This is a genomic window from Priestia sp. ABM2_011, from assembly GCF_056158845.1.
Genome location: NZ_JBSWUB010000001.1, coordinates 4,383,098 through 4,395,174, shown reverse-complemented (window position 1 = coordinate 4,395,174; position 12,077 = coordinate 4,383,098). Strand labels below are relative to the sequence as shown.

13 protein-coding genes are annotated in these 12,077 nt (G+C 37.8%); 9 read left to right on the top strand and 4 right to left on the bottom strand.

Features of this window, described 5'->3' with window-relative positions:
- Nucleotides 1-14 precede the first annotated feature (14 nt).
- Nucleotides 15-1,757, bottom strand: coding sequence for an ABC transporter ATP-binding protein (locus ACXAE4_RS23210; protein ID WP_289578731.1), 1,743 nt, complete (start codon nucleotides 1,755-1,757; stop codon nucleotides 15-17).
- Nucleotides 1,758-1,883: 126 nt separating this feature from the next.
- Here ACXAE4_RS23210 and ACXAE4_RS23205 point away from each other — a divergent pair, with 126 nt between their 5' ends.
- Entirely contained in the window at nucleotides 1,884-2,369 is a 486-nt protein-coding gene (locus ACXAE4_RS23205; protein ID WP_028412168.1) for a DUF6985 domain-containing protein, read from the top strand.
- A gap of 40 nt (nucleotides 2,370-2,409) precedes the next feature.
- Here ACXAE4_RS23205 and ACXAE4_RS23200 read toward each other — a convergent pair whose 3' ends face one another.
- Together ACXAE4_RS23200 and ACXAE4_RS23195 are read right to left on the bottom strand one after the other, a co-directional pair.
- The gene (locus tag ACXAE4_RS23200) at nucleotides 2,410-3,960 is read right to left on the bottom strand and encodes a solute symporter family protein (RefSeq protein ID WP_028412169.1); all 1,551 of its coding nucleotides are present in this window, start codon (nucleotides 3,958-3,960) and stop codon (nucleotides 2,410-2,412) included.
- Between the two features lie 16 nt (nucleotides 3,961-3,976).
- The gene (locus ACXAE4_RS23195) at nucleotides 3,977-4,312 is read right to left on the bottom strand and encodes a DUF485 domain-containing protein (protein WP_434738972.1); all 336 of its coding nucleotides are present in this window, start codon (nucleotides 4,310-4,312) and stop codon (nucleotides 3,977-3,979) included.
- A 497-nt stretch (nucleotides 4,313-4,809) separates the two neighbouring features.
- On the opposite strand from ACXAE4_RS23195, the gene ACXAE4_RS23190 reads away from it, so the two are divergent.
- The 4 genes from ACXAE4_RS23190 to ACXAE4_RS23175 all read left to right on the top strand — a co-directional run bounded on the left by ACXAE4_RS23190 (nucleotide 4,810) and on the right by ACXAE4_RS23175 (nucleotide 7,833).
- On the top strand, nucleotides 4,810-5,118 hold the full coding sequence (locus tag ACXAE4_RS23190) for a hypothetical protein (RefSeq protein ID WP_289578733.1): 309 nt from the start codon (nucleotides 4,810-4,812) through the stop codon (nucleotides 5,116-5,118).
- Nucleotides 5,119-5,335: 217 nt separating this feature from the next.
- Nucleotides 5,336-6,091 (top strand): IclR family transcriptional regulator, encoded by a 756-nt coding sequence (locus tag ACXAE4_RS23185; protein ID WP_028412172.1) that lies wholly within the window; start codon nucleotides 5,336-5,338, stop codon nucleotides 6,089-6,091.
- A 31-nt stretch (nucleotides 6,092-6,122) separates the two neighbouring features.
- Nucleotides 6,123-6,950 (top strand): aldo/keto reductase, encoded by an 828-nt coding sequence (locus ACXAE4_RS23180; RefSeq protein ID WP_028412173.1) that lies wholly within the window; start codon nucleotides 6,123-6,125, stop codon nucleotides 6,948-6,950.
- 121 nt (nucleotides 6,951-7,071) lie between these two features.
- Nucleotides 7,072-7,833, top strand: a complete 762-nt coding sequence (locus ACXAE4_RS23175; RefSeq protein ID WP_154973502.1) for an SDR family oxidoreductase — start codon at nucleotides 7,072-7,074, stop codon at nucleotides 7,831-7,833.
- Between the two features lie 93 nt (nucleotides 7,834-7,926).
- Here ACXAE4_RS23175 and ACXAE4_RS23170 read toward each other — a convergent pair whose 3' ends face one another.
- Nucleotides 7,927-8,382: a MarR family winged helix-turn-helix transcriptional regulator gene (locus ACXAE4_RS23170; protein WP_042992296.1), complete on the bottom strand. Its 456-nt coding sequence runs from the start codon at nucleotides 8,380-8,382 to the stop codon at nucleotides 7,927-7,929.
- Nucleotides 8,383-8,734: 352 nt separating this feature from the next.
- On the opposite strand from ACXAE4_RS23170, the gene ACXAE4_RS23165 reads away from it, so the two are divergent.
- From ACXAE4_RS23165 to ACXAE4_RS23150, 4 genes are read left to right on the top strand one after another with little or no spacing between them, the layout of a single operon-like run.
- Nucleotides 8,735-9,373, top strand: a complete 639-nt coding sequence (locus ACXAE4_RS23165; RefSeq protein WP_028412179.1) for a biotin/lipoyl-containing protein — start codon at nucleotides 8,735-8,737, stop codon at nucleotides 9,371-9,373.
- A gap of 42 nt (nucleotides 9,374-9,415) precedes the next feature.
- Nucleotides 9,416-11,041, top strand: coding sequence for a DHA2 family efflux MFS transporter permease subunit (locus tag ACXAE4_RS23160; RefSeq protein ID WP_028412180.1), 1,626 nt, complete (start codon nucleotides 9,416-9,418; stop codon nucleotides 11,039-11,041).
- A gap of 18 nt (nucleotides 11,042-11,059) precedes the next feature.
- On the top strand, nucleotides 11,060-11,590 hold the full coding sequence (locus ACXAE4_RS23155) for an NAD(P)H-dependent oxidoreductase (protein ID WP_014461382.1): 531 nt from the start codon (nucleotides 11,060-11,062) through the stop codon (nucleotides 11,588-11,590).
- An 8-nt stretch (nucleotides 11,591-11,598) separates the two neighbouring features.
- On the top strand, nucleotides 11,599-12,021 hold the full coding sequence (locus ACXAE4_RS23150) for a hypothetical protein (RefSeq protein ID WP_034269671.1): 423 nt from the start codon (nucleotides 11,599-11,601) through the stop codon (nucleotides 12,019-12,021).
- Nucleotides 12,022-12,077: the final 56 nt, after the last annotated feature.

Below are 12,077 nucleotides of genomic sequence, written 5' to 3'. Positions count from 1 at the left end.
GATTTTTACCTTGATTATTCACTAGGCAACACCTCTTTTCCGCCTTGTGCTAGATAAATGTCGTAATAAAGAGAGTGGTGACGAAGCAATTCTTCATGAGTCCCTTGTTCAGCAATTTTGCCTTCATCCATGACGATAATATGATCAGCGTGAAGAAGAGACGAAATTTTAGACGCAATAATAATGACGGTCGCATCGGAAAACTCTTCTTTTAAATGTGTTAGTACCTGCGCTTCTGAGACAGCATCCAACGCGGAAGTTGCATCATCAATGACCAATATAGCAGGCTTTCTAACAAATGCACGCGCGATTGAAAGACGCTGCTTTTGCCCTCCTGATAAGTTGGTTGCTCCTCGCGTTAAAGGATACTCATATTTTTCTGGGAGTTTTTCAATAAACTCCGTTGCGCATGCAAAAGCTGCAGCATCTTCAATTTCTGAGGAAGAAGCATGATCGTTTCCCATTCGAATATTCATATCAATCGTTCCGGTAAACAGTGTAGCTTTTTGAGGAATAAACCCAATGGATGAGCGAAGCTCTTTTACGTCATAGTTTGTCAGATTTTTTTCATCTACAAAAATTTCGCCGCCATCAGGATCATATAAGCGCGAAATAAGTTTTGCAAGCGTCGATTTTCCGCTTCCAGTAGAGCCGATAATGCCAATAGTTTCCCCGTGTTTAGCAGTAAATGAAATATCTTTTAATACGTTTTCTCCATTTTTACTGTAGCTGTATGTAACGTTTTGAAACGATAGATCACCTTTAAGCCTGTTGATTTGAGCAGCAGAGTTTGCTGGAGGAATGTCTATTTTTGTTTTTAAAACAGAATCGATTCGTTCAGCTGAAGGGAATGCACGTGTAATTTGCATCAGCACCATGCTGCTTGACATAAGTCCGTTTAAAATAATCGTTAAGTAATTAATAAAAGCTAAAATCACACCTGCTTCAATTTTTCCTGCTTCAACTTGAAGTCCACCCAGCCATAGAGTAGCTACCATGCCGATATTTACTACAAATAAAATAACGGGCATTAAAAGCGAAATAAGCTGAACAGCACTCATATTAGCTTGCGTCAAGGAGCTGTTTGCTTCTTTAAACTGATTGATTTCATATGATTCTCTTACATACGCTTTTACTACGCGCATCCCTGATAAATTTTCTTGGACTTTTGTGTTTACACGATCAACGCTTCGCTGAACTTTTTTGAAAAGTTTTCCGGCTTTCGTGATCACAAACCAAATGCATAAAAATAAAATAGGGACGACCACGACGATAATAGGAAACAAAGAACGAGCGGTTAATAACACGATCACAATACTTCCTGCAAAAAGTAAAGGTCCTCTAACTAATACTTTTAGCGTCATATTCAATGCGTTTTGAACACTCGTTACATCATTTGTCATGACAGTGATTAAGTGACCGGTCCCTAGTTTATCTCTGTTGCTGTTTGAGAGGTTTTCAATCTTTTCAAAAAGCGATTTTCGAATATCGGTAGAAAAATTTACTGCTGCTTTTGTGCTAAGGATGGCGCAGACGATACCAGCAGCTAAGCCAATGATTGCTAACATAAGCATAAGGATACTTCGGGTGATAACATATGTTTGATTGTTGTTTGCAATGCCATAATCAATGATATGCTGCATAATAGTAGGCTGAAGAAGGTCAGCTAACACTTCAATGACCATCAATAGCGGGGCAAACAGCGCGAGCCATTTGTAAGGTTTTAAGTAAGGGTATAAAGATTTAATTGTATTCACACATTGTGGCACTCCTTTCTGTAAAAAATATGGTAACATAGAATAAGTTTAGAAGTTTGTTTCAAGCACCATTTATTATACGCCAATGCAAGCAGAAATCCACTTTTTGAGAGGGTCAGGTATGCAATGAATCAAACATTACGAGTACATCATCCACTTTTTGGATCTTTGTTATATGACTCGGCCTGGGTTGGAGAAAAACAGGTCACTTTCTTTGGACAACAACAACATGTGTTGCTGACAATTGATGGAGATAAAGAGAAGCCATTTCAAAAACGGCAAGAAGAGGCTTTTCAAGCATTTTGGCTTCAAAGCGAATTATTGTTAAAGAGGACGGAAAAAGCTCTTTTTGATTATTATCAACAGGTGCGAGATGAATACAGAACTCAAGTTGAAAAAGACGTGGTAGACTTATTAGTTCCGAATGTAAAAAAGCGAAAAGACATCGGTTTTTTAGTTGAGTGTATTCAAATCTTTGTTCCTGAAGCACCCCATGATACAAGAGAAGTTGGTTTGTTTTTTGAATGTACGTGGGAAGAAGAGCATATGTTAGCTGTAAAGTTTAGAAATGAACAAATTGCCGCTATTGGCTTACAAGAAGATTTATTCTAGTAAAAAGCCTTGAAGCAACCTGCTTCAAGGCTTTTTGGCATTAATGTTTGACAGGCTCTTCGATTCCCATACCTGTATTTGCTTTTACTAAAATCTCATCAAATTTCTTTTCGTCTGCTTTTTTAGACGAAAGAAGTGTTCCTATAAAAGCAGCTAAGAAGCCTAGAGGAATGGAGATAATACCAGGGTTTGTTAATGTGATGAGCGGCTCACCTACAAAGATAGCAGCTCCAGGCTCAGGTGCCCACACGTTTGGACTAATGGCAACTAAAAACAGTGAGCTGAATAGTCCAACCAGCATGCCAGTGACTGCTCCTGCTGTATTAAAACGTTTCCAAAAAATAGTAAGAAGAATAATTGGCAAGTTAGCGCTCGCTGCTACGGCAAATGCAAGTGCAACTAAAAATGCTACGTTCATGTTTTGAGCAAATAATGCAAGAATAATAGATAGAATGGATACCCCAATAGAAGCCCATCGTGCAGCCACTACCTGTTCTTTTTCAGTTGCAGCCCCTTTACGGAGAATATGACTATAAAAGTCGTGAGCGAATGCTGAAGCTGCTGAGAGCACCAGCCCAGCTACAACAGCTAAAATCGTAGCAAAAGCTACAGCTGAGACAAACGCAAAGAGAAAGTCTCCGCCAAGAACTTGAGCGAGCAGGGGAGCTGCCATGTTTCCTGCTGCATTTGCTTTGATAATATCATCGTACCCTACGAATGCAGCAGCACCGAACCCTAAAAAGATTGTCATAATGTAAAAAACGCCAATGATCCACGTTGCATAAATAACAGACTTTCGTGCGGTGATGGCATCTTTTACTGTAAAGAAACGAATAAGGATATGAGGAAGGCCTGCTGTACCAAGAACAAGAGCTAAATTCAACGAAATCATGTCCAGCGGATTTTTGAATTTATTTCCTGGATTTAAAAATCCGTCGCCAAGAGGAGTTGCGGTTTTCATCTCAGAAAACATTTTAGCAAAGCTAAAATCAAATTTTGAAAATACAATAATGGAAATAATGAACGTACCAATCATCAGAAGCAAGGCTTTGACAATCTGCACCCAGCTGGTCGCCGTCATCCCGCCAAATACAACGTAAACCGTCATCAACACGCCGACAATCAAGACAGAATACACGTAATCTAGACCAAGTAATAAATGAATTAATGCTCCTGCTCCAACAAGCTGCGCAATCATATAAAAAATGGAAATGGTGATTGTGTTTAATGCGGCAACTCCCCGCACTTTCTTTTCGTTAAAACGAGCTGCTATCATATCTGCCATCGTGTACTTTCCTAAGTTGCGAAGTGGTTCAGCTACAATGTATAACACGACGAGATAGGCAACTAAAAAGCCGATGCTGTAAAAAAAACCGTCAAATCCAGAAAGCGCTACCATTCCAGCTATGCCTAAAAATGACGCAGCAGACATATAATCTCCGGCAATCGCCATGCCGTTTTGCCAGCCGGTTAAACTTCCATCTGCTGTATAAAAGTCACTGGTCGTTTTTGTCCGCTTGGATGCTGCATACGTAATGATTAGCGTAAGACCTACAATAGCTAAAAAAAGTGAGAAAGCTAGTACGTTCATTCATTTAACCCCCTATTCAATTTGCAGCTTCTTTTTTTATCGTGTCAACAAGTTCATCAAATTTCGAGGCTCTTTTTGTGTATAAAATGCATAGGGCCCAAGTCATAACAAACTGTGCAAAAGCAAATACCCATGCCCAAGTCATAGAAGCAAAAGCTGGTTTGTTTAAGACGGTTGTGTAAGCCGTTAAAATAGGCAAGGTAAAATAAAAAGAAAGAAAAAACAGAGAGAGCGGTAAAATAAAATTGCGTTTTTGTTTCAAAAGCTTTTGAAATGAAGCAGACTGTACAATTTCTGTGTAATCAGGAGAGGAAGAAGCATTGTTTACCTTCTTTAAAGAATTTTCATTCATCGCCAAGCGGAATTCCCCCTTTGATAATAAATAGATGAAGCAAAAAGCTCCATATCACTTGAATTATATTATTTTCGGAATAAAAAGTAAATTCTGTCTTTTTGTGAGAATGGTAACTTTGGAAGTTTTTTAATATACTAAAGCTTCAAACTAAATGCATACTGCCATAATAAAAAACGAACAACATTCAATATAAAGGAGAAATCGTTCACAATAGAAATATTGAAATTAACCCTTAGTTTCTTTTACATATAAGGCTTTTCTTTATTATTTAAACGTTATTTTTTTGTTGGATCTTTTGAAAAATAAAAGAAGATGATGATAAAATCATAAGCACACAATAATGTTAGATAGGAAACAGGTGAAGAAAGTACGCTATTATTTAGAGATGGTTATAAATAGACAAGATATTATGAAAGATTTCTATATGAATGATATTTTTTCTTTATAGTAAACAAACAATGTGACTACTTATATAAAAGAGAAAAGGTGAAAGAATGGCATTTGGAATCAAACGCCCGGAACTAAACGCATGGAAAGCAGCTGTTAAGCGAGGAGAGATCGCATTTTTAACTCATTACTGGCTCGATGAGCGTTTTCCACACGCAACTACCGTAACAAAAGTAGGTTGCAGTGACTTAAATAAGCTGATTAAGTGGGGAGAAAAGTATAGTATTCCCGCTAAGTATATTGATAATCGATCCGGCTATCCTCATTTCGATTTACTAGGCGAGCGTCAGAAAGAAATTATGAAAAAGGAAAATCAGCTGGAGCAGCTGAAGCGATTTGAAGAAGTTAACGAATGAAAAGCAAAGTTAATTTTAAAAAACTGTAAAAAAATTCTATTGTTACGGCTTTTTTTATGTTTAAATAGAAAAAACAGTGGAATAGATTAAGAAGAACAATTACGTTATGTATTCTCTCATATAGGGAAAATGACTTAGTTTAGTTTCCTTATTTGATACGATAAAGAGCTTTGTTTTATAATAAAATTGTTGTTCGGATAAAAGGAGGAAGAAGGGCATGTCCGAGGTTGGAACTTTAAAAAAAGGATTAGATATCTTCTCTTTGCTTTTAAACCGTCCGAATATGACTATTCCGGAAATGATGGAAGCGCTCGGTTTTAATAAGAGTACGATGTATCGTCTTGTGAGCACACTTGAACAAAACGGATTTATTGTAAGAAACCCGTCTAACCGCTATACGGTTTCACCACAACTGGTGCTGGCACTCGTACAAAATACGATGCATACGAACTATGAAATGAATTGGCTCTCTGTTCCTGCTATGCAGAAGCTGAGTGAAGAGACCAATGAGACCATTTACGCGGGAATTCTCCATCATAAACAGATGGTTACAACTCAGGTGGTGAACGGGCAATATAGCACTCGTACGCATTCTGAAGTAGGAAATAAAAAGCCGCTTCATGCAAATGCTATTGGAAAGTGTATTCTTGCTTATCAAGAGGACAGCGTGCAAAAATCTATTCTTCACGAACTTTCGCTTGAAGCTTATACAGATCGAACGATCACCGAGCTGGACGAGCTGGAAGCTGACTTAGCTTTAAGTAAGGAAAGAGGATATGCTGTCGATGATGAAGAACGGGAGCCTGGCGTTCGCTGTATTGCAGCCCCTATTTTCAGAAAAGGAAAAATAATGGCAGCTATTGCTTTATCAGGTCCATCCGTTCGTATTTCAGAAGAGAAAGACGAAGAACATGCTGCACTTGTTAAACAGTGCGCAGAACAAATTTCACAAGCAATTACTCTTTACGAATAATTCAACAGTAAAAAAGGGGATGAACAGCAACATGGAAAACTTACAGTCAACAACGACCTTAGCAAACGGCGTTAAAATGCCGTGGTTAGGTTTAGGTGTTTATAAAGTAGAAGATGGTCAAGAAGTTGTAGATTCAGTTAAATATGCAATCAAAGCTGGATACAAAAGCATTGATACGGCTAAAATTTATGAAAATGAAGAAGGCGTGGGACAAGCGATCAAAGAATCAGGTGTTTCTCGCGAAGAACTATTTGTTACATCAAAAGTGTGGAATGCAGATCAAGGATATGACACAACTCTTCAAGCATTTGAAACAAGCTTAAACAAGCTAGGTCTTGAATATTTAGATTTATACTTAATTCACTGGCCGGTTGAAGGTAAGTATAAAGATACGTGGAAAGCACTTGAAAAGCTTTATAAAGACGGGAAGATTCGTGCAATCGGCGTATCGAATTTCCAAGTGCATCATCTAGAAGACTTAATTGCAGATGCAGAAGTTAAGCCGATGGTAAACCAAATCGAATTTCATCCACTTTTAACACAAACAGAAGTGCGTGAATACTGCAAAAAACAAGGAATCCAAGTGGAAGCATGGTCACCGCTTGCACAAGGTGAGCTGCTTGATAACGAAGTGTTAACTCAAATTGCTGAAAAGCACGGAAAATCAACTGCTCAAGTTATCTTACGTTGGGACTTGCAAAACGAAGTAGTAACGATTCCTAAGTCAACAAAAGAACATCGTATTATCCAAAATGCAGACGTATTTGATTTTGAATTAAATGCAGAAGAAGTTGAAAAAATTAACGCATTAAATCAAAATCATCGCGTAGGTCCAGATCCAGATAACTTTGACTTTTAATGTTAAATTAAGACTAAAACGTCTTGTAAGATAAATAATAAACAAAGCGCTATTGTCATTCATGCAGTAGCGCTTTGTTTATTAATTAGGAAATGTGATGGTTGAACAAGGAGGAAAAGTAATGAAAATGTCAGGAAACACTATTTTAATTACGGGCGGAGCGTCTGGAATTGGATTGGCGCTTGCAGAACGTTTTTTAAAGGAAGGAAATGAAGTTATTATTTGTGGAAGAAGGGAATCAAAGCTGCAAGAAGCAAAAGAAAGATTCCCTTCGTTACATACAAAAGTGTGCGACGTATCAATAGAAGAAAGCAGAGTAGAGCTGGTAAAATGGGCGACTGAAAGGTTCCCAAAATTAAATGTTATTGTGAATAATGCAGGCATTCAGCAGCGCGTAAATCTTTTACACATGCACGAAGAGTGGCAGTATTACGAAAAAGAACTAATGAGTAATGTAAGTGCTCCTATTCATTTAACTTCGCTATTGATTCCTCATTTCGTTCAACAAGAACGTGCTGCGGTTATTAACGTAACGTCGGGGCTGTCTTTAACACCTGGAGCATGGGTGCCAATTTACAGCGCAACAAAAGCGGCGTTAAGGTCGTTTACGATTAGTTTAAGACATCAAGTAGAAGAAACAAATACCGAAGTGATAGAAATTCTTCCTCCAGCCGTGAACACGGATTTAGGAGGACCGGGACTTCATACATTTGGAGCACCGCTTGATGACTTTGCTGATTCAATATTTGAAGAACTGAAAAAAGGCAAAATCGAAATTGGCTATGGAGACAGCGCTAAAAGGCTTTATGCTTCTAAAGAAGAAATTGAGAAAGCTACAGCACAAGCTTGGAGGGGGTTTTTAAAGAACAACCCTGAATTTTAAAGTCAGAAAACACAAAGGTTTCTAAACCCTTCAATGGTAGCGGGTCATAAAAAGCGTGTGTCCATAAAATAAATGGACACACGCTTTTTATCATTAACGATCTACCGTTTGTCTAATTCGTTTTTCCATTTTCTCAAGCATGCGGAGGTACTCATCCTGTTCTTCTGGAGTTAGAGCAAAAAGCATGTCTTGCCAAAATAAATTTCGCTGCTCAATTACATAGTTCACTAATGTTTCGCCAGCCTCCGTTAAGGATATCCATACAATTCTGCGGTCTTTTTGGTCACGTACACGCTGAACGAGTGCATCATCTTCTAATTGATTTAATAAAATGGTAGTAGCCCCGGAGGTTAGCTTTAGATTTGAAGAAATTTCGGCTACCATACGTTTAGAGCTGACTCCGATGAATTTTAAAATTAAAAATTTCGTAATGGTTAAATTATAGGGCTGCTCATTGATTTTATCTTCTAAGAGCGTTCGCTTGAGTTCAAATAATGAGGTTTTAACTTGGTCAAGTTTTTCTAGTTTATCTATTAACTGCTGATCCATCATAATCACCTTTTCTTTATCATTATAGGTGTTAAACAATTGCTGCTAGTTACCTATTGTGGTTTATGTATATAGGGAGTTTGTTCCGAAAAAAGGAGCTGTTTTTGTGTATAACCCTATGCTTATATATCTAACTTTAAAGTAAAGTAAAGTACTTGTAAAGAAACCAAAACTTTTAAGTTGTATTTCAGTTAAAGATGTAGTAAAGTATTCAGTCGGGAAAACTTTATGAAACATAAATGTTTAGTTTTAAAAATAAATTAAAATCAAAGTTATTTACAACTAAATATCTTTGTGATAAAGTTATCTAGCGTAATACTTAACTGAATGAAATATTAAGGAGGTAAAATAAATGTCAAGAGGGCGTTTAATTTTAATGAACTTTATCGGAATTATTGTAGTATTAGCTTTAATTATTGGTGGGGGATACTATTATATTCAAAAATCTAATTATGTATCCACAGACAATGCAAAAGTGTCGGGCGATCTTTATACAGTAGTAGCGCCAGCGGCAGGTAAAGTAGCAAGCTGGAATATTGAAGAAGGTAAAGATGTTTCAAAAGACGATGAGGTAGCTAAAATCCAATCAGAAGATGGAGAAAAAACAGTTACAGTACCAGAGGATGGTAAAATCATCAAAACACAGGTAAAAGAAAATCAAATGGTTCAAGCTGGTCAGCAAATTGCTAGCGAAGTAGATATGAATAACTTATTCATCATTGCAAACATTAAAGAAGACAAATTAAAAGATATTGAAGCTGGCGATGACGTTGATGTAACAGTTGACGGAGATACTAAAACAACAATTGATGGAAAAGTAGAAGAAATCGGTTATGCAACAAACTCAATTTTCTCATTAATGCCAAGCTCTAATTCAGACGGCAACTATACGAAAGTATCACAAACAGTTCCTGTTAAAATCTCTATTTCTAACTACTCTGAAAACGTACTGCCAGGTATGAACGCAGAAGTTAAAATCTCTAAAAACTAAGAACGTACATGATTAAGAAGAGAAGAAAGGAGGAAGGAACTGATGTCAGCAAACACGATACAACCAGAGGAAAGCTCAGTTAAAAAGCATATCCCGCTACTAGTCGTACTTATGCTTGGATTGTTCTTAGCAATTTTAAACCAAACGCTGCTAAATGTTGCGATTCCGCATCTGATTACAGAGTTTGGCGTTACGGCTAATACCGCACAGTGGTTGCTTACAGGATATATGCTTGTAAATGGTGCACTTATTCCATTATCAGCCTATTTAATTGAACGTTTTGGCGTTCGTCGCTTATTCTTATTTGCGATGGCCTGCTTTACAATTGGAGCGCTTGTCTGCGGAATCGCGCCGACTTTCTCAATTATGCTAATTGGACGTCTGGTTCAAGCAGTCGGGGGCGGAGTGCTAGCACCTCTAGTTATGACCATTATCGTATTTATTTTCCCTCCTCATATGCGCGGAAAAGGAATGGGTATCTTTGGTTTAGCCATGATGTTCGCTCCGGCAATTGGACCGACGCTTTCAGGATGGGTTATTCAAAACTATGACTGGCACATTTTATTTACGGGAATGGTGCCACTAGGTGCACTCGTACTTATTATTGCAGCTTTTAAATTAAAAGATATTAAACCGCCTCAAAATGTAAAAGTAGATCTAATTTCTGTGTTTACATCTCTTGCAGGTATGGCTTTACTTCTATACGGCTTCAGTGAAGCTGGAAACGATGGCTGGACGGATTCAGTTGTATTATCAACGATGATCGGCGGTATTGTCTTATTAATCATCTTTGTTGTACAGCAGCTTCGACTTAAAAGTCCATTACTTGATGTGAGAGTATTTAAATACAATATTTTCTCATTATCTAATATCATCAGTATTGCCATTACAATCAGCATGTATGCTGGTATGTTCTTATTGCCGATTTATTTGCAAAACATCCGTGGCTATTCAGCGTTTGACTCAGGCTTATTAATCTTGCCTGGTGCACTTGTTATGCTAGTCATGTCACCGATTTCTGGTACGCTGTTTGATAAATTAGGACCGCGTCCACTAGGGATTGTCGGGATGTTGATTACGGTTGTGACAACATTTGAATTTACAAAATTAACGCTTGAAACACCGTTTAGTCATATTGTTATTATTTATATGATCCGTGCATTCGGTATGTCATTATTAATGATGCCAATTATGACAGCTGGTTTAAATCAGCTGCCGGCAAAATTAAGCAGCCACGGTACATCTATGTCGAACACGCTTCGTCAGGTGAGTGGTTCAATCGGTATCAGTTTAATGACTACAATCTTTACAAATCGCACAACATATCATGTGAATGAAATGAGCAGTTCAATGACTACATCTGATCCATTCTTTATGAATAACTTCCAGGTATTTGTGCAAAAGATTGCTCAAACGCTTCACCTTTCTCAAACAGAAGCGCAAAAACAAGCTTTAACAACATTAGCTGGAAAAGTTCAAGCGCAAGCAACTGTACAAGGAATTAACGACGCGTTTTACTGGACAGTTATCATTGCCATTATTGGATTGATTTTAAGTTTCTTCCTACGTGATGTTCGTAAAGATCCAGTGGTAGAAGTAGAAGAGACAGAAAAAGAAACAACAGACGATATTCGTATGTTACCGGCACCAAAAGATATGAACTCATAAGCAACGGAGGGATAAAGGATGAAAATTTGTATCGTATATGATAGTGAAGGCGGACATACAGAGGCATTAGCAAAAGCGATTGCTTCTGGCGCTGAGCTGTCTGGAGAAGCAACTGTATATGTAAAGCATGTCGAAGAAGCAGATGTACGTGAACTGCCTGAAATGGATGCTATTATTTGGGGCTGCCCAGGGCATTTTGGAACAATCAGTTCAGGGTTAAAAACGTGGATTGATAAATTAGGTTATTTATGGGCAGAAGGTAAATTAATTGATAAAGTAGGTGCGGTGTTCTGTACAACAGCTACAACGCACGGTGGCTTAGAAGCAACGCTTTTAAATTTAATTACACCGATGCTTCATCAAGGAATGGTTATCGCTGGCTTACCAGGTAACATTCCAGAAAATGCGCTGTACGGTACTTATTACGGTGTGGGAATTACTTGTCCAATCGAAGGTGACGAATTATTAACAGAGAACGACCAAGCGCTAGGTAAAGCGTTAGGAGAACGTGTTGTTCAAGTGACTAAACGAATGACACAAGGACAGTAGGTGACGGTATGTTAGGTATTTTACTGATCGTTGTAGCTGTGATTCTGGTTGTCCTAATTATTACAATGAATGCTAAAGCATCATCTTCTAAGCGCCAGCGTACAGTTCCACCTAAAAAAGAAGCGGCTGCTTCAAATGCTCCTAAAGAGCCAAAAGTAGAAGAGAAAAAAGTGGCAGAAAAAAAACCTGCAGCACCAAAAGAAACACTAAAAGAAGAGCCAAAAGAACCGCAGGCGAAGACGGAAACAAGAACATCTAGACATAAGAAAGAAAAAGATGTCATGAACGATGATATGTATCGTCAAGTGCTGCAAAAGTTTAGAGAAGGCGAAAAAGACGACACGGTTTTTACAAAAGAAGAACGTGACGTTATGAATGATGACGCTTTTCGTAAGGCTTTAAGATCGTTTAAGAAAAACGATAATGAATGAGTTTCTTCTATTATAATAGTACGGAATAAAACAGATAGAAAATAGGTTATAAGCAT